At 35.7% G+C, this 25241-nt stretch carries 20 protein-coding genes, 2 tRNA genes and 2 pseudogenes; 9 read left to right on the top strand and 15 right to left on the bottom strand.

Features of this window, described 5'->3' with window-relative positions; translation table 11 throughout:
- Positions 1-187: 187 nt before the first annotated feature.
- Positions 188-1957: an AAA family ATPase gene (locus ACOALF_RS04510; RefSeq protein ID WP_419241303.1), complete on the bottom strand. Its 1770-nt coding sequence runs from the start codon at positions 1955-1957 to the stop codon at positions 188-190.
- An 827-nt stretch (positions 1958-2784) separates the two neighbouring features.
- Positions 2785-4185, bottom strand: coding sequence for a hypothetical protein (locus ACOALF_RS04505; RefSeq protein WP_419241302.1), 1401 nt, complete (start codon positions 4183-4185; stop codon positions 2785-2787).
- Between the two features lie 670 nt (positions 4186-4855).
- Between ACOALF_RS04505 and ACOALF_RS04500 the strand changes: the two are divergent.
- The 4 genes and pseudogenes from ACOALF_RS04500 to ACOALF_RS04485 form a co-directional block, all read left to right on the top strand.
- A pseudogene (locus ACOALF_RS04500) lies at positions 4856-5049 on the top strand (rod shape-determining protein); the annotation flags it as partial.
- A gap of 712 nt (positions 5050-5761) precedes the next feature.
- Positions 5762-5905: a hypothetical protein gene (locus ACOALF_RS04495; protein ID WP_419241301.1), complete on the top strand. Its 144-nt coding sequence runs from the start codon at positions 5762-5764 to the stop codon at positions 5903-5905.
- The gene (locus ACOALF_RS04490; protein ID WP_419241300.1) at positions 5884-6162 is read left to right on the top strand and encodes a hypothetical protein; all 279 of its coding nucleotides are present in this window, start codon (positions 5884-5886) and stop codon (positions 6160-6162) included. Before ACOALF_RS04495 ends, ACOALF_RS04490 begins: the two co-directional genes overlap by 22 nt.
- An 80-nt stretch (positions 6163-6242) precedes the next feature.
- The gene (locus ACOALF_RS04485; protein WP_419241299.1) at positions 6243-7514 is read left to right on the top strand and encodes an MATE family efflux transporter; all 1272 of its coding nucleotides are present in this window, start codon (positions 6243-6245) and stop codon (positions 7512-7514) included.
- 370 nt (positions 7515-7884) lie between these two features.
- Here ACOALF_RS04485 and ACOALF_RS04480 read toward each other — a convergent pair whose 3' ends face one another.
- The 5 genes from ACOALF_RS04480 to ACOALF_RS04460 all read right to left on the bottom strand — a co-directional run bounded on the left by ACOALF_RS04480 (position 7885) and on the right by ACOALF_RS04460 (position 12161).
- Positions 7885-9654: an AAA family ATPase gene (locus ACOALF_RS04480; RefSeq protein ID WP_419241298.1), complete on the bottom strand. Its 1770-nt coding sequence runs from the start codon at positions 9652-9654 to the stop codon at positions 7885-7887.
- A 311-nt stretch (positions 9655-9965) separates the two neighbouring features.
- Complete coding sequence (locus ACOALF_RS04475) at positions 9966-10508, bottom strand: biotin transporter BioY (protein ID WP_419241297.1); 543 nt, start codon at positions 10506-10508, stop codon at positions 9966-9968.
- A gap of 16 nt (positions 10509-10524) precedes the next feature.
- A complete protein-coding gene (trmB, locus tag ACOALF_RS04470) occupies positions 10525-11196 on the bottom strand; it encodes a tRNA (guanosine(46)-N7)-methyltransferase TrmB (protein WP_419241296.1) in 672 nt (223 codons plus the stop codon).
- Positions 11197-11264: 68 nt separating this feature from the next.
- Complete coding sequence (map, locus tag ACOALF_RS04465) at positions 11265-12029, bottom strand: type I methionyl aminopeptidase (RefSeq protein WP_419241295.1); 765 nt, start codon at positions 12027-12029, stop codon at positions 11265-11267.
- A 58-nt stretch (positions 12030-12087) separates the two neighbouring features.
- Positions 12088-12161: transfer RNA gene (locus ACOALF_RS04460), tRNA-Ala, on the bottom strand.
- 132 nt (positions 12162-12293) lie between these two features.
- On the opposite strand from ACOALF_RS04460, the gene ACOALF_RS04455 reads away from it, so the two are divergent.
- The 5 genes from ACOALF_RS04455 (at position 12294) to rfbB (ending at position 16432) form a co-directional block, all read left to right on the top strand.
- A complete protein-coding gene (locus tag ACOALF_RS04455) occupies positions 12294-12791 on the top strand; it encodes a dihydrofolate reductase (RefSeq protein ID WP_419241294.1) in 498 nt (165 codons plus the stop codon).
- Between the two features lie 301 nt (positions 12792-13092).
- Complete coding sequence (gene dnaN, locus ACOALF_RS04450; protein ID WP_419241293.1) at positions 13093-14205, top strand: DNA polymerase III subunit beta; 1113 nt, start codon at positions 13093-13095, stop codon at positions 14203-14205.
- 55 nt (positions 14206-14260) lie between these two features.
- Positions 14261-15256 (top strand): esterase/lipase family protein, encoded by a 996-nt coding sequence (locus tag ACOALF_RS04445; protein WP_419241292.1) that lies wholly within the window; start codon positions 14261-14263, stop codon positions 15254-15256.
- Positions 15257-15293: 37 nt separating this feature from the next.
- Positions 15294-15382: transfer RNA gene (locus ACOALF_RS04440), tRNA-Ser, on the top strand.
- Positions 15383-15412: 30 nt separating this feature from the next.
- Positions 15413-16432: a dTDP-glucose 4,6-dehydratase gene (gene rfbB / locus ACOALF_RS04435; protein WP_419241291.1), complete on the top strand. Its 1020-nt coding sequence runs from the start codon at positions 15413-15415 to the stop codon at positions 16430-16432.
- A gap of 45 nt (positions 16433-16477) precedes the next feature.
- Here the strand turns inward: rfbB and ACOALF_RS04430 are convergent, their stop codons facing one another.
- The 8 genes and pseudogenes from ACOALF_RS04430 to ACOALF_RS04395 all read right to left on the bottom strand — a co-directional run bounded on the left by ACOALF_RS04430 (position 16478) and on the right by ACOALF_RS04395 (position 25219).
- Positions 16478-17863 carry an ABC transporter ATP-binding protein gene (locus tag ACOALF_RS04430; protein ID WP_419241290.1) on the bottom strand — a complete coding sequence of 462 codons (1386 nt, stop codon included), beginning with the start codon at positions 17861-17863 and terminating at the stop codon, positions 16478-16480.
- 50 nt (positions 17864-17913) lie between these two features.
- Positions 17914-18405, bottom strand: a complete 492-nt coding sequence (locus ACOALF_RS04425) for an aKG-HExxH-type peptide beta-hydroxylase (protein WP_419241289.1) — start codon at positions 18403-18405, stop codon at positions 17914-17916.
- 60 nt (positions 18406-18465) lie between these two features.
- On the bottom strand, positions 18466-18729 hold the full coding sequence (locus ACOALF_RS04420) for a hypothetical protein (protein ID WP_419241288.1): 264 nt from the start codon (positions 18727-18729) through the stop codon (positions 18466-18468).
- A 244-nt stretch (positions 18730-18973) separates the two neighbouring features.
- Positions 18974-19099 carry a hypothetical protein gene (locus ACOALF_RS04415; RefSeq protein WP_419241287.1) on the bottom strand — a complete coding sequence of 42 codons (126 nt, stop codon included), beginning with the start codon at positions 19097-19099 and terminating at the stop codon, positions 18974-18976.
- Between the two features lie 996 nt (positions 19100-20095).
- Positions 20096-20749, bottom strand: a complete 654-nt coding sequence (locus ACOALF_RS04410; RefSeq protein WP_419241286.1) for a hypothetical protein — start codon at positions 20747-20749, stop codon at positions 20096-20098.
- A 476-nt stretch (positions 20750-21225) separates the two neighbouring features.
- A pseudogene (locus ACOALF_RS04405) lies at positions 21226-21609 on the bottom strand (transposase); the annotation flags it as partial.
- A gap of 133 nt (positions 21610-21742) precedes the next feature.
- Positions 21743-22903, bottom strand: coding sequence for a Fic family protein (locus tag ACOALF_RS04400; protein WP_419241285.1), 1161 nt, complete (start codon positions 22901-22903; stop codon positions 21743-21745).
- 123 nt (positions 22904-23026) lie between these two features.
- On the bottom strand, positions 23027-25219 hold the full coding sequence (locus tag ACOALF_RS04395; protein ID WP_419241284.1) for a hypothetical protein: 2193 nt from the start codon (positions 25217-25219) through the stop codon (positions 23027-23029).
- Between the last annotated feature and the right edge of the window lie 22 nt (positions 25220-25241).

Below are 25241 nucleotides of genomic sequence, written 5' to 3'. Positions count from 1 at the left end.
TAAAGAAATAGTATTCAATATAGAAGTTCGTATACTCTACTGCTAATGGCCGCCGATAAAAAAACTTGGCACTTCAGTAAACTTGTAATATTTAGACAAATGCTTGTTCGTTTCCTTGCTTTTACTGCGCGACAAACTTTTTATTGGCGGCCAGCAGCCTAGCGTATAGGAACAGCCTCTATGGGTACTAATCCTCTTCCTGGCCATATCTATTCGTTAAAATAATATCACTAGACTGTTTATCGATCAAATCATAAGTAGCGTAAGCCGCTAAAACCGACTTTCCAGAAAAAGCAATACCGCATTCCACTACTTCTTTAACATGCGGGTATTGCAATAGTTCGGTATGATAAGCTTGCGTTTGTATCTGCTGTAAAGCAATTTTAGCTGAATTTTCCAGTTCTTCTTCTTTCCGAACCTGTTTAAACTCCAGTAGAATTGCTTTTGAACCTTCTTTTTTAGGGATTAATAACAGATCATAACGCCCTAATCCACTTTCTCTATTAGACTTTACATAATGAGTTCTACCTAAACTAGCCAACATCCCTAAGACAAAACCGTGGTAAAACCCTTCTGATTTTCTAGAAAATTGTGTATCAAAAGCACTAGCACTTTGTCGTAAAAACAAGCTTAATGCTTCTACAAAAATCGATACTGCACCAACTACTAAATGTTCTAAAAAGGAGTTATACACCCCTTGGTCCATAAACTTACTACTCAACCATTCTTTAAAGAATCTATTGTATAGTCTACGTATTTCATCATTTGGCACCTTAACCGTACAATCATATAAATCACTATCTGCACTTATATTGCTTGTTTGAAAGGTTAAATAACCAGCAAATAAAAGTAAACTCCATAAAGCAGTTTCATCTCTATCTAACAAGTCAAAAGCAAGATGTTTGTCTAAAGGCACCATTAACGCCTCTCCTTGCATAAGTTGTTCAAATTTCGATTTGATGTTATCATTAGAAGCGCCAATCAACTGCTTAATTAAATCATTATTACCCGTATTTACCCAATAGACATCAAAGCGACCCGTTTTATTGATGCAAGCAATAATAGACCAAGGATTATACATAACCAAGCTCCCTACCTTATACCCATTGTACCAATGTCTTACTTCTTCTATGGAAGTGTCAAGACCTTTTTCTTTAAATAAAGCGGCAACTTCCGTTTCACTAAATCCAAAATGGGGACTATATTCTTCATCTAGTAAGGTATAGGTTTCTAAGTTATTCAATCCAGAAAGCATGCTGTCCTTAGACACACGCAATATGCCCGTTAAAACGCCCCTTGCTAATGCATCATTATCTTTTAAAGCAGCACTAAATAGGTTACGCATAAATGCGACCATAGTGTCTAAGTATTCTTTATTACCATAAGCTTTGTTGAGTGGGGTATCGTATTCATCTATGAGCATATATGCTTTCTGATCATGGTGTTGGTAGAGACATTGACTAAGCAATTCTAAAGCAGATTCTAACTGTTGTTGATTAGCTTGTCTTTTTCGAATAACATACAACTGCTCTAACTGTAGCTCATTAATTTTATCACTATTGAATAAATAAGTATAGCTACTATACACCTTTAAAATCAACTCATAGACTGCATTGTACGCCCCTTGGAAATCACTTGCATTAACATCCTTAAAACTTAGCATAATCACAGGATACTTACCTTGATGTTGTGCAATGTGGTTACCACCATCTATTTTGCTAATGGCTAAATCATCGAATAAGCCTGCTGTACTGAGTCCATTTACCTCTGATGCAAAAAAATGGTGCAACATAGACATATTGAGTGTCTTGCCCCATCGACGAGGGCGGGCAATTAAAGTAACTTTATCTCCTTTACTGAGGAACTCAGTAATCATACCGGTCTTATCACAAAAAAGATAATCCCCTTGTATTAACTCTTGAAAGTTACTTACTCCAATCGGTAATTTTTTCATCATGTTATAGCAACATTTAAAATGATTTGGTCTATTGATACCAACTTGTCAATAGTTGTCATAACATATATACTAATTATGCTATTAACGTGAGTCGTTTTGGACTAGCCTATTTTTTAATTTTGATAATCAGTAATAATCGATTAAAAAAGCCCCTTTGTGGTTTCAATTTGGAAAAAAATAAAAGGTAAAACACCAAGTTAACTCTAACAAAGGAGCCAATCATGAATGTATAAAAATTAGTTGAAACATATTACGCATGTAGATGCATTTCTGACAATATTTATGCCATATTTTATTGATTATAAAATAAAAATTATATTAATTGCATTCGCTTCAATGGCGTGAATTTAATGTGTTAATGGCCGCCGATAAAAAAACTTGGCGCTTCAGTAAGCTTGTAGTTTGCTGACGAACGTTTGTCCAGCGGATTAGAAAAACGGCATGTCATACGTTTATATTAATAAGGTTATCTTATTAAAGAGCTGGAATAAGGCCGTCAGCTTGTCTAACGTTATGTTTGATGTAGCAGGCGATGAAAATAGGGTAACACTATCGCACCATTATTCGGACCTACTAAAAATAAAAAAATGTATAGTTATGAAAATGAATACATTATCAAAGAGATGAAAAGGAGGTGATTTGTCGTGTGAAGCAGGGTTATGCTTCGCCTATTTTACAAGGATTTTTAGGTAGTAAGGCAGTTGAATATTTTAAAGATTTACTGAGCAAGAGGTTATCCAAGATATTAATATATTTTGCCCTACAGCTAGCTGTGCATCATATATTAGAAACCTGCTCAAACCGCATGGGCGCTATGGATCAATTGACTACCTTATACGTACCTCTTTTAATACCTCTTTTAATTGCTTAGCATAATCGCCACTAATTTTTCTTGTTTTAGACAAGGTTTGTATCTCTTGAGCAATCTTGTCCCAATAATCCTTGTTTAAGTAAGACTTACTTTCAGTTAAAATCGCTTTGAATTGAACTAATGAGACAGGTTCATATTTGGACCGATCTGGTAAAAACAATTTCCTTATAGCATTTCTATTAGGACCAGGCTTTATATAAGAACGGGCAAATACAGAAAGGCCATGGTCATCTTTCTTAAAAAGGCACTTCACAGATAATTGATTTTTTGAAGAAAATATTTGGTCAAACACTATTTTAAATACTTCTCCATATTGATCTTCATGTTTTTTTAGCATTTGTTTATCTTTATAGCTACCTTGTTCTTCATAGAATGGAGGCTTGTTATCGTTTGGAGAGTAATTTTCACACACTTTATAATATGCTTTTGTGTTATAATCGATATCAGCTATGGTATGTAGTACCGTAACGAGCTCTTCTGGTTCACAATATTGGACGAATTTTTTAAAAATCTTCATTAAACCTAAACCCTTAACAAAATGTAGAGGGGGCATCAATAGCCCACCATTATTATATTTAGCAATAGTGTATTTAGTAATAGAATCCTTAACTATAGGTAATAGATCAGAAATTATATTACATAGTTCCGAATCAATACGTTCCGAACTGCGATAATTTATCGCAACAGAAAGTACCCACTCCAATAGGCTAAGCTTCTTTTCAAGATCAGCTGTGTTATTGTGACATAGAGTGCCACCATAAGCAGTAGTACCATAACAACATTGATAGACATCATAAGATACTAGACAAACTACATTGTTTATTTCTACATGCTCATTTTTTAATAGGAATTCACATATTTTTGTTATTCTGCTGCTCGGATTCTTTATTTTTAAAGCATATGCGTATCCTAAAGGCCCTGCAAGTAAATCGTTATCCTCATCGATAAATCCCGGACCTATACATATATCATCTACTTTATGACTCTTATTCAGCCATTTATGTTTTTTCTTTTCATCCAGATTATCTATAATTTTATTCAAAAGTTCTAGTTCGCAATTTTTTATACAAAGCATCACATTTTGTGAGCTGATCCAGTCAGACAGTCGTTTTTTTTGTGATAGTAAACGATCAACCTCTTCCCTAAGCTTATTGATATCATCATATGATTTTCGTTTGCCAAGTACCCGACATGTCTGCACATACGTTTTTTTTAGACCATTTTTTACCAAGTTATATCGCCTAAATGTGTTTTCACTGCATGTTTTAGCTGGTAATAGTATACCAAGTAAAAGTATCATTGGTAAACCTTGTTTATTACCTATTTTTTTTAGAATGCGCACAATATATTTATTCATAAACTTATAATTAAATGATTCAATCAGATCTACTTAAAGATGGTATTGCCCACCGAATGGCATGATACCGATCTATATCGATAACAAAGATTTAGCTTTCTTATAACTAAACTAGTTGGCTGTACAAAAATAAAAAAGCCTATTAACCGATGTAATATAATGAGGCTGTTGTGATAGGTCGATAGCATAATTTTTGGTATGCTTAGCGTGTTATTTTTTTTCATTTTTGCCGTTAGGTAGCTATAAATTTTATTATTTATTGATTTTTAATCTTATTTCTGCTCATTTGATGCCTTTATTTGAAAATCCTTAACCTAAAATATACAGCAACAAATTATTATTTTTTTTTGTCCGAATTTTTCAATCCACGATAGTATATCCCATAGCCTATCTCTGTAGTATTCTATCTGCTTAACTTTAAATAAAAAGGATATAACCTTAACGGGGCGCGCGCTATGGGAGGAGCATCCTATTAGCTTTTCTATAATTTGGTCTATCTAAATTTTTAGATTTCTTTTCCTTATTCCATGAGTAATAAGGTATAAATATTTTTCCAAGAAATAAAAAAAATACTTTCGGGCTTGAATACTTTTGTATGATTCATAACTTTTTAAGTAGTTTTACATGTAAAAAACCTTACGCATCAATCTTTTAGACTTAGACATATTACATGGGCATTTGGAGTTATTTTCACATAGATATCGCTGTCGATTTAGGAACAGCTAATAGCTTTACATACACAACGATAAAATTGTTGTCGACGAACCATCCATTATAGCTATAGATCGTAACACGAATAAGATGATTGCAGTTGGCAAAGTTGTCATGAAAATGTCAGTTAAGTCCAGTTTGGAAATTAACTCATAAATCTGTTCGGGCACAGCTTCCTACGTTAAATGAAGACAGGTATATGAGTGATGATATTAATCGTATATCAAAATTCCTTTTCATCATGTTATAGGAACATTTAAAATGATTTGGTCTATTGATACCAACTTGTCAATAGTTATCACAACATATATACTGGTTATGCTATTAACGTGAGTTGTTTTGGACTAGTCTATTTTTTAATTTTGATAATCAGTAACAATCGATTAGAAAAGCCCCTTTGTGGTTTAAATTTGGAAAAAAATAAAAGGTAAAACACCAAATTAACTCTAACAAAGGAGCTAATCGTGAATGTAGAAAAATTAGTTGAAACATATTACGCTGTAGATGCATTTCTGATAATATTTATGCCATATTTTATTGACTATCAGATAAAACATTATATTAATTGCATTCGCTTCAATGGCGTGAATTTAATGTGTAATGGCCGCCGATAAAAAAACTTGGCGCTTCAGTAAGCTTGTAGTTTGCTGACGAACGTTTGTCCAGCGGATTAGAAAAACGGCATGTCGTACGTTTATATTAATAAGGTTATCTTATTAAAGAGCTGGAATAAGGCCGTCAGCTTGTCTAACATTATGTTTGATGTAGCAGGCGATGAAAATAGGGTAACACTATCGCACCATTATTCGGACCTACTAAAAATAAAAAAATGTATACTTATGAAAATGAATGCATTATTAAAGAGATGAATCTTCGTGATAATGAAACAATATACAGAGAAATGGATTATTACTATCGTGTAGTCATTCCTCCTTCTTGTTGTGTGAAACAGTTAAATATAAATGACATTTATAGCAGAAAGGTTCAATGGATTTACCCATTTCATTAAATAAACAAGATTATTGTTATACGGCATGGGTACAGATTCCTACTCAAACAGGTATTATAAACCGGTTAACTCTACCAAAGATCAAGAGTAAGATACTAAAAATGGATTATAGGATAGTAGCCCATCAAAAAACGGAGCGCCCTTCATCATTATTAATGCATGATCATACTGCATTGGTGATTATAATAGGTAATAAAAAATATACTGATTTAGTCAAAGATTTTAATTATCTAAAAGAATTTAAACCATTTATATAGCTCTCATACGCTTAATTTCAAATAATAAAGTTTTTCAAATGATCCATTTTTTGAAACTATCTATTCCGATCATACTAAGTATGATGGTTCACTATCTAATGCCCATTACGGACTTACTTATGATTGCTCATTTGGGTATGATTTCAGTAGCTGCTGTTTCTATAAGTATAGATCTAGCTGTTGTCTTCTCTATTTTTCCTGCTGGTATTGCGTATGGGCTGCAGCCTTTTATAGAAAAACTCAATCACCAAACCATACATGAAAATACGAAATGGTTTTTTAATGGCTTATCTATTAATCTACTTGGGTCAATCATTTTTGGTGGCCTTTTATTATATATGATCCATTGGTTGCCCTATCTTAAACAAGATACACAAGCAGTAGCGATGGTTCCCTACTATATGCGATGGCTGGCTTTTTCTATTTTTCCTACGATGGTCTATAATACTTTTTGTCGCTATTTAGAAGGCCTAGGGAATACAAAGCCTATCTTCATAGCAACTATGATTGGATTGATTTCCAATATCATACTGAATTATTTATTTATACATGTTAACATAGGAAATTTTACAAATGGTCTTATTGGAGCAGGTGTAGCGACTTTATCTAGTAAGTTTATTATGGCGTTGTCTTTGATGCCCTATGTATGGAAAAGATTGGAAACTGATTTTAACTATCGATTGGCCCTGTCTTACTTTGATAGGCAATATATAAAAAAGCTATTAACTTTAGGTATTCCTATTGGCACCCAACTATTTTTAGAATTTTTTTTCTTTTCTTTTACAGGGCTTATGATAGGAAGCCTTGGGGCATTACATAAAGGAGCGAATGCTATATTAGACAACATTATTAGCTTACCTATTGGGATTAGTTGGGGATTTTCTTTAGCTGCTTCTACTTTAGTAAAGCAAACACGTTGTTCCAATCACAAGAAAAAAAAACAATCTATTTGGATATATTATGGGGCTACTGGCATGGTTATGTTAGTATTGGCTTTTTTTATAGTCCATTATTCATTTTTCATTTTCACCGTATGTTATAAGGGGAGTACAACAGACTATAGCATGATTTGTTCCTCTATTCCTTTAGCTATATTGCTAATTTTTGCAGATGGGTTTTATACGATCAGCTTAGGACTTTTAAGGGGATTAAAAGATACATTTTTCCCATTTTTGATTGCTACAATAAGCAATTGGTTAATAGGTATTCCCTTGTGTTATTTACTTATCAAAGTAATAAACTTTGGTATTCCATCTGTTTGGATAAGCAAAATTGCTGCTTTTTTAATATCAGGCAGTATCCTGTTTGTTCGATTTTTAAAAAAATACAATAAGAAAACCATGTACTCTTAAAAGAGAGATGTTTTTAACTTTTCAAGAGCTGATGCAAGAAGTATTGAAATATTATGTTCCTCTTTCTACTCAGCAGAATCTCTCCACTATTTGCTATGTTAATCATAACCCTAAAAAATTTAGGTTATTTGTATTAAATTGGCTTTATAACTAAAACGTTAGACACTATTAACTTACTAGCCATTGCACTTTTATGTGCAGCACAAGCTATTGACATTGCTGGTCACTATGATCAGTGAGATCAGATAGGCGCTTTCTAGAAGATAAAACAGAACTCACCCACTCGTGTTCGTTTCCTTGCTTTTACTGCGCGACAAACTTTTTATTGGCAGGCCAGCAGCCTAGTGTATAGGAACAGCCTCTATGGGTACTAATCCTCTTCCTGGCCATATCTATTCGTTAAAATAATATCACTAGACTGTTTATCGATCAAATCATAGGTAGCATAAGCCGCTAAAACCGACTTTCCAGAAAAAGCAATACCGCATTCCACTACTTCTTTAACATGCGGGTATTGCAATAGTTCGGTATGATAAGCTTGCGTTTGTATCTGCTGTAAAGCAATTTTAGCTGAACTTTCCAGTTCTTCTTCTTTCCGAACCTGTTTAAACTCCAGTAGAATTGCTTTTGAACCTTCTTTTTTAGGGATTAATAACAGATCATAACGCCCTAATCCACTTTCTCTATTAGACTTTACATAATGAGTTCTACCTAAACTAGCCAACATCCCTAAGACAAAACCATGGTAAAACCCTTCTGATTTTCTAGAAAATTGTGTATCAAAAGCACTAGCACTTTGTCGTAAAAACAAGCTTAATGCTTCTACAAAAGTCGATACTGCACCAACTACTAAATGTTCTAAAAAGGAGTTATACACCCCTTGGTCCATAAACTTACTACTCAACCATTCTTTAAAGAATCTATTGTATAGTCTACGTATTTCATCATTTGGCACTTTAACCGTACAATCATATAAATCACTATCTGCACTTATGTTGCTCGTTTGAAAGGTTAAATAACCAGCAAATAAAAGTAAACTCCATAAAGCAGTTTCATCTCTATCTAACAAGTCGAAAGCAAGATGTTTGTCTACAGGAACGGTTAACGCCTCTCCTTGCATAAGTTGTTCAAATTTCGATTTGATGTTATCATTAGAAGCGCCAATCAACTGCTTAATTAAATCATTATTACCCGTATTAACCCAATAGACATCAAAAAGACCCGTTTTATTGATGCAAGCAATAATAGACCAAGGATTATACCTAACCAAGCTCCCTACTTTGTAGCCATTGTACCAATGTCTTACTTCTTCTATGGAAGTGTTAAGACCATTAGCTTGAAACAAAGATGAAACCTCATCTTCACTAAAACCAAAGTGAGAGCTATATTCTTCATCTAGTAAGGTATAGGTTTCTAAGTTATTCAATCCAGAGAGCATGCTATCCTTAGACACACGCAATATGCCCGTTAAAACGCCCCTTGCTAATGCATCATTATCTTTTAAAGCAGCACTAAATAGGTTACGCATAAATGCGACCATAGTGTCTAAGTATTCTTTATTACCATAAGCTTTGTTGAGTGGGGTATCGTATTCATCTATGAGCATATATGCTTTCTGACCATGGTGTTGGTAGAGACATTGACTAAGGAGCTCTAAGGAAGATTCTAATTGTTGTTGATTAGCTTGTCTTTTTCGAATAACATATAACTGCTCTAACTGTAGCTCATTAATTTTATCACTATTGAATAAATAAGTATAGCTACTATACACCTTTAAAATCAATTCATAGACTGCATTGTACGCCCCTTGGAAATCACTTGCATTAACATCCTTAAAACTTAGCATAATCACAGGATACTTACCTTGATGTTGTGCAATGTGGTTACCACCATCTATTTTGCTAATCGCTAAATCATCGAATAAGCCTGCTGTACTGAGTCCATTCACCTCTGATGCAAAAAAATGGCACAACATAGACATATTGAGTGTCTTGCCCCATCGACGAGGGCGGGCAATGAGCGTAACCTCGTCACCCTTATTGAGAAATTCAGCAATCATGGCTGTTTTATCGCAAAATAGGTAATCGTTAGATACCAACTTATGAAAGTTACTTACTCCAATTGGTAATTTTTTCATCATGTTATAGGAACATTTAAAATGATTTGGTCTATTGATACCAACTTGTCAATAGTTATCACAACATATATACTGATTATGCTATTAACGTGAGTTGTTTTGGACTAGCCTATTTTTTAATTTTGATAATCAGCAATAATCGATTAGAAAAGTCCCTTTGTGGTTTAAATTATGCATGCTCTGCTTTACCCTATCAAACTCCAATTCCCTTAATGCACTACCTACTAATTTAGTATTAAACCGAATAGAAGTTAAATGTATTTGAGGAAAATAGATAAAATGGCCACTAGAAATAGCTTATGCAAAAGGTCTATTTACACTTTAATCAAAGGATAAGCCCTTTTAATCACCATTGAAGTAGTCGTTGCGACCATCACCTTCATCAGATCTCCTGGGATAAATATACAAAAAGATAAAAAAGCTTTATGTAGCTGAATATCAAATAATATATTAATCCATAGCAAGCCACAAATATAGAGTAAAACTATCCCACCCAATAGGATATATACAGCAGCCCAAATTAGATTCAATCTATTCCAGTTCCTTTCAAACAATAGGCCAATACTATATGCAGCAACAGGGAAACCCAATATAAAACCACCAGATGGGCCCATCACAACGCCTATGCCACCATGGCCACCTGCCACAATAGGAAGTCCAGTGGCCATAATGATGATAAATAAAATAGCGGCCAAAGCACCTCTTTTAGCCCCCAAAATGCTACCTGCTAGCATAGGTCCTAAAGATTGCGCCGTTATGGGGACTAGACTAAAAGGCAATAATATGGGGGGCATTGCCCCTAAAGCAGCAAAGATAGCAGCAAATAGCGCAATATATACAATATCTTTAGTAGACATAAAACGGGTGCTATTTTTAAAGCGTAAGGTTGGCAGCTTTTAAGACAAAAGATAGGTAGTAGATGGGCATCCCCTGCGGTATAAATCGTTTTTCATAAGTCGTTTGAATTCCAAAGTGGTTATCTATTAATATAGAACCATATAAATCTCTGGTATAATCATAGGGTTGTATGCCTTGCCCTTGCAGCACATCCAATGTATACTGAAACAGTAAGTTGCTATCTGTTTTTAAGTGCACGCGCTTGCCCTCTATAAGCATCGTTTGATAGAGTTTTAAAAAGCGGAGGCTGGTGAGCCTACGTTTTATATCCCTGGTTTTGGGTCTAGGATCTGGAAAGGTAATCCAAATCTCAGCTACTTCATTTTCTTCAAAAAAATCTAAAAGATGGGTTGCCTGCGCACGTAAAAAGGCAACATTTTGTAAGCCATATATTTTTGCTTCTTGTGCGCCTTTCCACAATCGATCTCCCTTGAGGTCAATACCTATAAAATTTCTTTCCGGAAATATTTTAGCCAACCCAATGGTATAGGCACCATGGCCACAACCAATTTCTAGCGTAATGGGATAATCGTTTTGAAAATATAAGCGATTCCATTGCCCTTTGATATTTTTATAGATCGATTTTCCTGGTTCTATAAGATGATCCAACGATTTATTGGCTTCAAAACGCTTGCACTTCTGTCTCATAGCTTGAATCAATAAAGATAGCTTTTACGATAAGGGTCTTCTTCTATTAGAAGGGCATACCGTACAATCTAATGTTTGGGGCCTTGCATTAAAGTGGTTAAAATGGCATATCCCTCTTCTTCAACTGCAATCGTATGCTCAAAGTGGGCGGAATCTTTTCCATCTTTGGTAACAATGGTCCAACCATCTTGCAAAGTTTTAATGGCTGGATGACCAAGGTTTAATATAGGCTCTATGGCCAATACCATGCCAGCTTTTAAAATAGGCCCCTGATTGGGTTTGCCATAGTTTTGAATTTGAGGGGGGTCGTGTAGCATGGTGCCTACACCGTGCCCACCCAACTCCTTTACAATACTAAGCTTATGCTGTGTCGCATACTGACCTATAGCATGAGAAATGGTAGAAAGACGAATGCCTGCTTTAATGACAGCTAGCCCTGCCCATAAAGCTTTTTCGGTATGGGCTAATAAAAATTTTTTTGCATCAGAAATATTTCCTACAGGATAGGTCCAAGCACTATCTCCAATATAGCCTTTGTATTTTACACCTATGTCAATCGCAACAATATCCCCCTCATGCAAGCATCGATTGCTTGGTATGCCATGTACTACACCATCATTGATAGAGATACAAGTAGCATTTGGGAAGCCACGGTACCCTTTAAATACAGGCTCCGCACCATTGCTCCGAATGATTTCTTCTACCATTGTATCTAAGGCTAGGCTACTTACACCCGGTTGAACCGCACGCTTTAAAGCGTCATGGCAAAGCGCTACAATATGGCCTGCCCGCTCCAATAATGCTAGCTCAGCATGGGTTCGTATTTTTATCATATAATGATTAAATTGCTAGGATGGATTTTCTTTTTGATGGCTTAGCATGATAAATAAGTGGAGAATATCGGATTCGAACCGATGACCCCTTGCTTGCAAAGCAAGTGCTCTAACCAGCTGAGCTAATCCCCCCTTTTTTATAGAATGTATAATGCTTAATGGATGTATCATCCACCCATTCAACCTTTGGCGTGCAACAAATATAGCAGTGTTCATTGAATAAATCAAAATAAATTGTTTTATTCTAGATATTTTAAGCGGGCTATGATTATATCTCTTATTGCAGCGATGTCACTAAATAGGGTAATTGGCAATCAAAATAAGCTTCCCTGGCATCTTCCTGCTGATTTGCAAGAATTTAAAAAACATACCCTAGGCCATTATTTGCTTATGGGCAGCCATACTTTTCATGCTATTGGGCGTATTTTACCCAATCGGATTAGTATAGTAGTCAGTACACAAATGGAGCAATCCGTTATAGGTTATCATGTAGTACGCAATATCGAGGAAGCCATAGATTTAGCAAAATCGAAAGGAGAATCGGAGTTATTTGTTATTGGAGGCGGAAAAGTTTACGAACAAACCTTACCGATTGCCCATAGAATTTATTTAACAAAGGTCCATGCTACGCTACCTGGTGATACTTATTTCCCTTTACTCGGAAAAGAATGGGTGCAATCTGGGATACGTTCTTTTAAAGCAGATGAGATAAATCCATTTGATTATGAATTTATTGTATTAGAAAAGGCATCTAGTAAATAGCTATTTCCCTCTTTTTTATTAAGTAATGAGGAACCCTTTTTGGAAAAAAATAAAGTTGACTTATTATTCAGCAGGCAAAAATCAAACTTTTTAAAATTTTTTTTTAAATTGTATTGCTTTTACAAGCCTAATTTAGGTAGGCACTATAAATAGCTGTGAAGCACAGGGGTGTACTTTATTTATTTTAGGAGATGCAAAATGGCTATAGCCTTCGTTCAGTAGCTGTGAAGCATCAAAAAGGTAGATAAAAACTCCCTTGGTAGCAGCATAGTCCCCATCTACAAATCATAAAAAAATAACTATGGAGTTTACCATATCATCGGCTTTGTTGTCACAGCAGCTAACTGCCATTAGTGGAGTGATAACCCGTAATCCAGTTGTGCCAATTTTAGAAAATTTTCTTTTTCAGATAGATCATAATCGTTTGGTCGTTACCGCATCAGATTTACAGACTTCTGTTAGTGCTGCTTTGGCGATTCAATCCGATGCGCAAGTCAGTGTGGCCATACCTGCTCGTATGTTGCTTGATACGGTTAAAAATCTGCCCGAACAACCTATTCAATTGGCAGTTGACCCAAATGCTTATACGGTTTCTATTAAATCTGATAATGGGCAGTATAAATTGGCAGGGGAGAGTGCCAGTGATTTTCCACAACTAGCTACTTTAGATGATGGTATAACCTTAGAGGTAGAAGTGGATGTCTTGAAAAATATTTTACAAAAAACCATATTTGCAACCAGTAATGATGAGTTAAAACCTGCTATGTCTGGTGTATATATAGAACTCACCCATGCCATGGCTACTTTTGTCGCCACGGATGGACATCGATTGGTTCGCTATATTCGTGAAGACCTGGCAGCATCTACCCAAAGTCCAATTATTGTCCCTAAAAAGGCATTGATGCTTTTGAATAGCCTATTGACTAGCAAAGATAAAAAGGTTGGTTTTGTTTTTGATCGACATAAAATTCAATTTACTATTGATAACATTAGTGTCATCAGCAGATTGGTAGATGAACGATATCCAGACTACGAAAATGTCATACCTAAGGAACATACCAGTAAGCTTACTATCAGCAAGTCTGCTTTGGTCAGTGCGCTGAGGCGGGTTTCGATTTATGCCAATAAGGCTACCCATCAGGTAAAATTGGCCCTTGTAGATAATCAATTGACCATTTCAGCAGAAGATTTGGATTTTTCCAATGAGGCACAAGAACAACTTATTTGCACATATGAAGGATTACCCCTAGAAATAGGGTTTAATGCAAAGCTTTTACTAGAGATGCTTACTAGTATCACCACAGAAGAAGTAGAGTTCTTTTTCTGGGGGGCTAATAAAGCAGTTTTAATTTTTCCTAAAATGGAAAATAAACAGGAGCAGTTGCTCTTATTAATTATGCCTATTACTTTTTAGTGCATTTTTTTGGTTTTGAATTTTATTCCATATGTAACTTGATTTTTATACACTTATGTCATACGTCTTTTATATATCTAGGTTGGTGCTCTTTTGTTTATTATTTGTTCCCACTTTTTCCCAAGCAAAAAATCAAAATGATAAATTAATTGTTTTATTTCATGGATTAGGCAACAAAGTTTCCTCTTTTAGTACGATGGAGCAAGGCCTTAAGAAAGCCCTTCCTGCTTATGCGATCATTGCGCCGACCAGTGTGGAAGGTATGAAGAGCGTAGAGTTGTCTATAAAACAACAAGCTAAAATGGTCTATCGAGAACTTTCTAAGAAGGTAAAAGATTTAGCTAGCAAATCCATCCTGCTGGTCGGTCATAGTCAAGGTGGCCTACGTGCTTATTCGTTTCTAAAGCAATATGGACATCTTCTACGTATAAGAGGTCTGGTTACATTAGCTACGCCATGGGAAGGGGCTCCTGGTGCTAGGGTAGACCCTGCAGTGCTCTCACAGCATTTGACAGATTCTGTTGTAGATGATATTCGTATGCTTGCAGTTGGTCTTGGTTATGCTGAAAATGAGCTTGAAAAGCAGCTTATGGTAAATGTAGAAAACAACCAATCCGTATGTCTTTTCCCTGGAGGTAAAGACTTAATGCCAGGTAGTGATTTTTTAGCTGAGGTTAAAAAAAACCTTTTTGATGAAAAAGTTCCTATCCTAGCAATAGGAGGGGGTCAAGGTAATTTTGAGGCGTTGCTACCTAAGGGAAGCGGACATTGTTTTAAGGCTTTAAATGCGCTCTATACTTTTTTTGTGGTGGGTGAAGCATATCCTAATAATAGCTACCATGATATGCAGGTGCCACTTTTTAGTCAGCATGCGTTTGGTATTTTGTCTGAAAGCAAGAAAAGCAAGAAAAATTTCACAAGATTTTTTATTAAAGATGCTTTTCATAGTGCTTATGTATGGAACATACCTGTTCCAAAGTCTAAGGCTATACTTGCGCATCCTAAAGCATTGCGTAGCGTTATAAAGTTTGCTAAAAGGAGATTGAAGTAGGGGGGATTATACTATTGCTTGATCCCTATCGTTGACTGGAGTAGTGTCTGAGTGGTTGAAGGTATCCGTCTCGAAAACGGGTGTACCCTGAAAAAGGTACCGGGGGTTCGAATCCCTCCTACTCCGCTTCCGGCCAAAATATAAAATGACCATTCCATGCGCAATTTATTGGTAACGGGTGGAGCTGGCTTTATAGGTGCCCACTGTATTAAATTGTTTTTAAAAAAATATCCTGATTATTACATTGTTAACCTAGATAAACTTACCTATGCGGCGCGTATATCTTTTGCACTTCAGGAGCGGCCAAACTACTATTTTGTAGAAGGAGATATAACCAACTTTGCATTGGTCTTGTCATTATTCCAAAAATTTAACTTTGATGCGGTTATTCATTTCGCTGCTGAGTCGCATGTAGATAGGTCAATTATTGATCCCCATCTTTTTATAAAGACCAATATAGAGGGGACTGGCCTACTGTTACATGCAGCTTATAGCCATTGGTTTAAAGGACCAAGTCAGCCACGAAAGCTCAATCATCGCTTTGTATATGTTTCTACCGATGAAGTCTATGGTGCCTTAGATGATCATAATAAACCATTTACAGAATCCGATCCGCTTGCGCCAACGAATCCTTATAGTGCCAGCAAGGCTGCAGGGGAATGTCTAGTGAGGTGTTATACCCATACCTATGGGTTAGATACCGTTATTACCCGTTCGACCAATAATTATGGACGGCATCAATATCCAGAAAAACTTATGCCTATGGTTCTGGAAAATGCATTACAACAGAAGCCTATTCCATTGCATGGAGATGGAAGTAGTATTCGGGATTGGTTGCATGTGGAGGACCATTGTAGGGCTATCGATTGCATTTTTCACAAAGGTGAAAGTGGGGCATCTTATAATATTGGTGCCAATCAAGAGCGGACCAACCTTGAAATTGCATCGATGATTTGTGAAATCCTGGATCGTTTGAAACTACTAAGTGGGAAATCGTACACTTCTTTTATCCATTTCATTGCTGAAAGAATAGGCCAGGATAGACGCTATGCACTTGATTGTACAAGGGTTAAAGAAACACTAGGATGGCAGCCATCTATTCCATTGCAGGCCGGTATTGAACACCTTGTGCGCAGTCGGATCGAAGAGGATGCCTCTTATCGCGACACGCTCTAGGCTATAACCTAAAGAGACAGAGTGGGTAAGGCTTAATAAAGAAGGTTAATAACTTTTTTTGTCACAGCTTTCAATAGAAACATAATTCATATGTTTATGACGCACTTCAAGTATGGTATGATCATGCGCAAGCGCATCAAGTCGTTCATCGATAGCTTTGGTATGCAAGTGATCTAAAGCACTGTCCCACTCATCCAGTAATAGTAAGCTACTTTCACTGTTTTGCAAAATATTTAGCAAAATCTGCCAGTGCTGCTCTCCAATTGATCCTTCTATCTTTTTTATACCAAGGATAATGTTAGGCCCCCATAGAATCGCTTCAGGATATTTTTTTTTAATACGTCTTAATAGAGATGATTTACCACTCCCATTGCTGCCCGTTATTAGAAATCTTCCTTGAGGCAGATCACCACGATTAACATGATCTAGAAATAACTTTGCGTTCCAAGCTTGGTTAGTAGGACCTTTAAGACAATTAAACATGATAGCTGCACAATCTAATGGACCAGTCAATGGTTGCTTAGGCAATTGTTCCACAAATCTATCAAGGTTACCGATTTTGGTATGCAAGAATACCATATTGTTTAAGCTAGTACAGAGTGTATGAATATTTTGCAATAACTGCAAAGATCGTGGAAGTATCGCTACAAGTGCTCCTAAAGAACCCAGGTGGCTAAGTACCTGATGTCGTGCTACTATAATGATGATCGAGATAGCGATTAAAATAGGTAGGCAGCTAAATAGTTGCTCTATTATCTTATGCCGTTGTATCAATACAAATAGTTGTTCTATAGGCTGTTTAGCTATGCGCTGTGCTGCCTGTTCATAATGTTTATTACCAAAAAATAGATTATCCCAAATGAGATGAACAGCATGTAAAGCATCTAGTTTCTGCGACTGTATTTGATTGGATAGTTTATAGATCAAGGGCTTTGCTAGCCTCATCGATAGTGCAGCAAGAACCAAAGCCGAGCAAACTGCTAGAGATGCCTTTATGCCTAATACACATTTAAAGGCGATAATCGTAAAAAGTATATTCAAAAAAACAGAAACGCCATCTACAAAAATGTGGCTAGCTTCTTGAAAAGTTTGGAAAGACTCCCCAGCTATCCAGTTCTGAGTTTTTATTTTATTATGGTCGGTTGCTAAGCTAATATCCTTACTTAATTCCTGAAAAATTTTCTTGTAATAATGCTCCCAACAAAAATTAGACAACTTAGTCTGAAAGAATAGAGAACATGCTCCTAGGAGATAGGCCAAGGCTATTAATAAAAAAAATAGCGTGATGTATCTAAGGACAATCATTGGGTTATACGCAATAGCCTGACCTGCTAACCCAATATAGTAAGTGGAACATCCAATAACCACTTGTTGTAAGAAAACTAAGGAAACACTGTAAATAAAAAACTTATTGTTAAATAAGTAATGCATATGTTTATTTTTCTTAAAATGCTACGCTTTCTACTAGAATATTAGATGATTTAGGATAGTAATTTATCCTTTATTTTTCTTAGAGATGCCTCTGCTGTTTCCAGTATCTTCCATGTTCTTTCGCTTAGTAGCTCATTAATATTAGCCATACGCATAGTTTCTTTAATAGCAGTCAATGTTTTATCCATTAAATTCTTCGAAGTTCCATGAACTTTTGTCTCTTGCTGAGGCAAAAATCTATTCCTTGCTAAGATAATCTCTGTGGCCACAATAATGCTATGGACAACCTTATCTAAAGGCCGTTTTTTGTTTAAAATAGCAGAGCTAGAGAAGTTTTCTGGTTTGCACAACGCTGCATAGTTATAGTGCATATGACAACGCTCGTCAATAAATAGTTGATGATGGGTTAACTCATGTAATAGTAATTCAGCAATATCTTCTCGATCTAGTGCTCCGTGACCACTTATCCAAATCAGACCTATGCCAGCAGAAGATGATCCGCCAAACGAAGTATACTTATCTATTTTTCTGCTTTTTCTCAAAAATACAGTATGGATGATTAGATCAAAGAGTTCTTTTAATTCAGCATTTGATTCCGTAAGCTAGAGATACCCTAGTTTAAGTGCTTCTAGATGTTGTTCTTGTTCATGAGTTGGATAAGCTTCTCCAACCATAGACTGTTGATGCATATCATCTAATGCATTGTCATCACTTTCTGGATTTAATTTCTGCCATATTCCAGTAGTATCTGCAATAAAAGATACAGATAATGTATCTGGGATAGGTTGGGCTGGTTGATGATCTTTTAAAAACTTAAGATAAAATGGCTTTAATTCATTTGTATTAGATATATTACTGCAATTCATAAATTTTTTGGATAGGATATAAACATTTTTAATAGTTTCTTCTATCCCGAATAGATTGAACATATGAAAGTATATAATATTATTTTTTTTAAAAATAAAATAAAAACTATATGCAATTCAAAAATAAAACATGCTACTTTTTTTAATTTGCATAATACATAATAAACCAATAGCATTGAATGACTCAATGCTACTGATTGTAGATAGAATTCTTATTCACCTATACTAGTACAAACAATACTGTTTATTCTGAAAAAGCAAGCATATTAAATTTAGCATCTTGATGCTCATTTTCCATAATAAGTACTTGTTGTTCCGCTTTAGCAATATCAGATGGTGCGATAGCGGCGATTATATTTTCAATATTCATAGTAGATCCTGTTTTAATTAATGTTTAGAACTAAGATTATTACATTTTAGAATGGCTATTCTGCAATAACCATCGGTATAATTTGAATAGTTATTAACTATACGATAATTTTATTATAATAAATTTTTTAGTTTTTTGCAACCTATAGTAGGGTCTAGCAATTTCATTCAGCCAATGGTGTCAACTTAATTAGTATATCTTATTGATTATAAATATAAAATATTATTTTATGGGCGGTTGTTCCTATTGCGTTAAGTTAAATCGCTGCTGGCCGCCGATAAAAAACTTGGCGCTTCAGTAGACTTGTAGTTCGTTTCCTTACCTTTACTGTGTGCCAAACTTTTTATCGGCGGCCAGCATACCCCTCGCACCTTAATTTATATCTATTTGGCCTTTTGGCAACACTACCCCAACTTTATACATAAATATTGTATTCATTCAACTATATCGCAAAATTGCCCCAAAAAAAGCAAAAAGTAAGATAAAAATACCTTATAATCAATCAAAAATTATTATACATATTCCTTAAGTTGATGCGTGTGTCTAGAGAGGCTAGTATGTACCAGTAGGTGAAAGTCCTACTAGACTAAAAGTTAATAGCTGTGGAGCGAAGGCGCCCTGCTGATAACATTGCTCGAATAATAAGGGATGTAAATGTGGTATGATAAAATCACCTAACATAACAAGACCTGAGAAGGAGCATATACATCAAAGCTAAAGCTGACAAAATATGTCTAAAGCATGGGTTTCTATAGTTCAAGGTGGTGTAAGCGTCAACGCTGAAAGCAAAACTATTAGATAGGCCATAGGCGATGATAAGAAGGGATCAGGAAAACGTAGTACGGGAGATCTGTATGCTGCGCTTAATGAGGCGGGCAATGGAAACGGGGGTAATACTACCGCGCCATTGCTCGACCCTACCATTGGCTGAAGAAATACGATCTATTCAAATCTATACCCTTGATATAGAATTGGTAAAATGATTTTGATGATGGCTTATTGGGATTTTTTCATTTTTTTTTGTTCTTTTTTATTAGCATACTCCTCTAATTTTTTTTCTTCTTTTTTTCTTTGTTCGACCACTTTTTCTCGCTCCTTTTCAAGGCGGTTGCGTTCTTTGACCATTTCCCTTATCTGTTTAGGGCTAGAATTCTGAGTCATCTTTTGATCTATATCTCTTAGTTGATTATCAATTTGAATTTGTTCGTGTTTTAGCTTATAGAGCTCCGCCGTTTTCTTTTTGAAAGGTTCTGTTACTGTTTCTTTTACTTTTTCTGTATATTTTTTCAATGGATTTTTTTTTAATTCCCTTCTTTCCAGGTCTAGTCTATCGTCATAATCAAGTTCATAGTTCTCCTTATCAGATGTACCATACTCGGAGTCACATTCCTTATCTTCGTCTTCTTTTTTTATTTCCTTCTCCTTCTCTTTCTCCTTATGCTCTTTAATTTCTTTTTGATTAGGAGCATTATAGATAGGCTCTTTTGGTGCTGCTGCTCCCTTGTGGGATATTGTTGTAGGCGGCGTGGATGCGTTTTCTGTTTGCTTAGATACGGGGGTACAGTTAGCTGCAGCCGTTATATAAAATAAGGTAATATGTAAAGTAGAATTTACGTGTAGAATAGATCTTTGTAATACTGTTTTATACATAATAATGGTTTTAATTAAAGTAATTAAGAAGAAAGATAGATACTATATACTGCATACTGCTTGTCTTACTCTATTTGAAATAGAAATTTGTATACTGGATTAACCGGTAAAAAATCGTAAGCTCCTTTGTGCGTTAAATTTGGAGATTAAAACTCCAAGCAAACCAATCAAAAACTTATTTTTTAATATAAAAAAATTAGTAGAAATATGCTATTGGTGAATGGCTCAAAAAATTTATGCTTTGATACTTGAACTCAGATCAAATGTTTAGGTTTTTGAAATATTTACAAATTATAATTGTATGAGCAGGGTAAAATATACTGAGTCCGTTTCCATAGATGGATCTTATAATTTTTAGTTATTTCTCTAGGGTTATTTTTTTTGCTTTTTAGTGTTCTTGAGGTATAATTCTTATTACTTATTGATTTTCATTATCATTTTAGTACATTTTTGGCATACCATCCCCTAAATACCTCAATGATTTTCAATAACTTTTCTAGGGATTTCTTCTCTGTAAGGGCAGTTCTGAATCTACTTAACACACTCTAGTCTAGAACAGAACTATCCATAGAAATACCACAAAATCCGCTAAAAGTGATACGGTCATTGACTTCCTCTTCTACTTGGTAATCACGCATTCCATACCAAGCCTGAAGCAAGAGCATTTTAAATAAAAGGAGTGGGCTATAGGCTGGCTTTCCTGATAAACGTAGGCCTTTAGGATAATACAATTGAAGAGCCTCTTCTATCGATGACCAGTTAATGAGCTTATTGATTTGATCAAAAAAGGTATGTTTGCATTTACGCTTGATAGCTGCAATATCTGCCGCACTTAACTGGCCGATTGATTTGATGGCCATAGGGATACACTACTAAAAGGGATAAAAATAAAAACCAAAAGAAATAAGCCGAATGTAGACTTTTTCTAAAAAAGAAAGGATATTTTTAATAGAAAGCTTAAGGGTTTATTGTAACGGCTTCACTTTACAGTTTTCATGCATAAATATCGGCGTTGATTCTTGTAGGTTCCTCCAGGATATTTAATAGGTCAATAGCACAGTACACTTTATCCCGTTTGTTGTTACGCGTTTTTTTAATAATGGCGGCATCCTCAAGTTTTTGCACCCCTCTTTGTGCAGTGCTGTATGAAATCTTAAGATCTTTAGCCACTTTGTTGATGGTAAAATAAGGATTTACAGCCAAAAGCTGTACCATGTCTATGAGTACTTGGGAGCTCCCTCTTGCAAGGTCCATTTTCCATTGCGTTAATAATGCATTTATCCGTTCAGTACGCGATAAAACATCCTCAGATTGAACGGCTATGCCATTTAAAAAATAAGTGAACCATTCGTGCCAGCTCCCTTTCAAGGTAACATTATAAAGCTGTTTATAATATTCATTGCGTGTTGCTTCAAAAAATGCAGATAAATATAATAAAGGTAAAGGAAGGATATTTTGCTCAATCAACAGCAGTGTAATCAAGAGTCTTCCGATACGCCCATTCCCATCTAAAAATGGATGAATGGCTTCAAATTGATAATGGCAAAGTGCCATATGAATCAATGGGGGTAATGATCTGTCATGTAAAAAATCTTCAAATTTGCCTAGAGAATCCATTAAATGCTCAGGTGGTGGAGGTACAAACTTTGCTGTATGCAGTGTGCAGCCCGGTAGGCCAATCCAATTCTCGCTCGTCCTAAATGCGCCCGGTGTGGCATGTGTTCCTCTAACCCCTTCCATTAAGTGCGCATGTATTTCTTTAATAAGGCGTAACGATAATGGAAGCGCTGCTAAGCGCTTGAGCCCATAATCAAGTGCCCTAATGTAATTCTGTACCTCTTGGAGGGCGTCGGCGTTTTGGTTTACATGGGCACCTGCATCAGCAGCTAAGATTTCTCCCAAAGTGGCTTCGGTACCTTCAATTTTGCTAGATAATACTGCTTCGCGGGTGATGAATGGACGTATTAAAAGATGAGGATTCGGTAATCTACTGCCTTCTCGTGCTAATTTTCCAAGCAAAAAATCAGCACGAGACAAACTGTTGACTAGCCTAGTATTCCATTCAAATTTGGGTGGTAGCGCATAGGGTACGAAAGCATGATAGCCTTTGAGTGATTGTATAATTTGACCGGAAGGAGATTGTCGCATATCCATTTACATCACCCTTTTTAAATTATACGCTGTTATGCCCACTATTATCAAAACAATCAATTTATGATAATAACCAATTTGCTTGTCATCATTTATGCGCATAAGGATTCGAAGTCGGATGCGCACTTATTTTTTTTCACAGACTTGTAGTGCTTGTTCTGCTGCGCTTGCTAATGCTTCTACAATTTTAGTATTCAAGTATTTCTTTGCTAGCTCAATATCTGTTGTAAGGGTTTCTTGGGCCATGTATTTTAGTTCATCTAGCTCGGTATAGCTTTTAGCATGTTGTAGGTCATAAAGACGCTCAGCCAATTTAATGCAAAGCACAAAAAGCTGTTCTCGATTGATGACTTGTTTAAGGGCATTCCCAATATAAAGCCCACATGGCTCCATACCTTGTCGGTCATTTACTGCTAAAACATTCTCTATAAGAGAGTAAATATTTAAATCATAATTGGCCTTAATATAAGAAAGTGGCAAATCGGCATAATGCACTAAATCATAAAGCAAAACAACATAAATTGGTTCTGGATAGAATCTTATCCATTCTGCCACCAATTGTGCAATACCTATTGCGCGGATATACAACAATTGTCCGGATAGATGGCGCCTAAAACCATAACACCTCCTCATTAATAGCAGTATCTCATCTATTACAGCTTTACGCGCCTCCGATATCTCTAAAAGATGGTTATAAGATCTTATAAAAACTTCCATCGACTGTTCAATTTCTTTTTGGGTTATAGGAACATTCAAAGGAAGTATTCTGGAAATCATTTCATCACGGACAGATGCTACATTACAAGGCAATACCATTAGCATAGGCCTTTTTTTGGAAAGGGGAAAGCGTAGGTAACCGTAGTGGGCACGAACGGCTCGTTCTATGATCCGTTTTTCAATATGTATACGTTCTGAATCTGTCTGATTGCTGTGCCATTTCAGCTCTCTGCCTTCTGTAATATCTTTATAGCAGCTTTTAATTTTAGGTAATATGGCTATGGGCGTAGTAGCGCTGCTGATCACCAGCGCTATAGCTGGGAAGTTCATTTCCGAATGATAGTTGCTTTCTTGCCCCTTTTTTGGTGCATATTTTAAGTGCGTAGTATGTAATTGAATTTTTACCAATTCACCTTTTGAAACATCTAGGTTGGCAGTACGCAAAACAATGGGGACCAATGATTGGATCATATGATTGATATCACATATGATTTTTTTAGGAATGGCATCATCCTTTATCTCTACTACGATCTTTGGGGTGGGTGCAGTTTTAGCTTGTAAAGCAGCTTCTAGTTTAGAGATTAATTCATCTATAGTAATCTCATTTGGGGTTAAGAGTATGTGGTCTATAGATCTGGCCCGTTGCTTTAAAAAAGTAGTAAAAGTGACAAAATGGTTGATAATACTTTGGATATCTTCTTTATAAAGAGGCTTATGGTCTAAATAGGACATAAATTCAGTAACGCCCTGCATGGCTTTTTCTACACAAGGTCCAACCTCTTTTGGGTTTTTATCCGTATCTTCTGCATCTAAATTGAATGTAGTTTGGGAAGCTTCATGCTTTTTATTTTCTGCTAGGTTTACTTGGCTTTTTAAGTAGCGGTTATAAAGTGTATAAGCAGTTATTTTGCGCTTGTTATAAATAATAATGCTAAAAACGATTAGGCCAAACCCTAATAGAAAAAGCAAAGAATCATTTGATATTAAAAGTTGGTCAATACCAATGTTATAAATTGCGTAAAAGATTACTGCTAATGTAGAGACTACTATTTTGATGCTTATATACAGAGGCAGTACAAATAAAGTGGCAGATAGGTGGGCTATAGATAAGGTTAATGCAAATTGAGCATCTTGTACATGCCACCAATGCCAAAATACATTTATGGGCAGGCAAAAAACCGTACATATTAACCAAGATCGACCAATTTTCCAGGATGGGACCCGCTTCTTAGGCGCTATGCCATAGCCTATTAGCCAAATGCCTATAAAAAGTTGAAATATATACCAATAAATAGTCAGTTCTCTGCTTACATAATCTAATATAGTAGTGCATATAACGTAACAGCCTATCAACCCCATCATAGCATCACTTGGCCTTAGTTTAGCGAACCTTTCTTTTATATAAGCAGCTTGTAATCTTTTTTTTATGCGGGCTTTTTTTCGTGTAATGGCTTGTTGAATCGCCCTGATTTCATAAGCAAATTGTTTGTGGTTTAAACGGTGTTCGCCAGAGGGAGCAGCACTTCTACTAAGGTAAAAAGCCGCTGCTAGCACCAATAGCAAAAAGGGTAATGCCATAAGAAAGGGTATATGGAATGACATTGTAAAATAGGTTATAAGTTGC

The sequence above is a fragment of the Cardinium endosymbiont of Nabis limbatus genome, assembly GCF_965196625.1.
GTDB lineage: Bacteria > Bacteroidota > Bacteroidia > Cytophagales > Amoebophilaceae > Cardinium.
The sequence above is the reverse complement of the archived record's forward strand: the minus strand, read 5'-3'. Positions and strand labels throughout refer to the sequence as shown.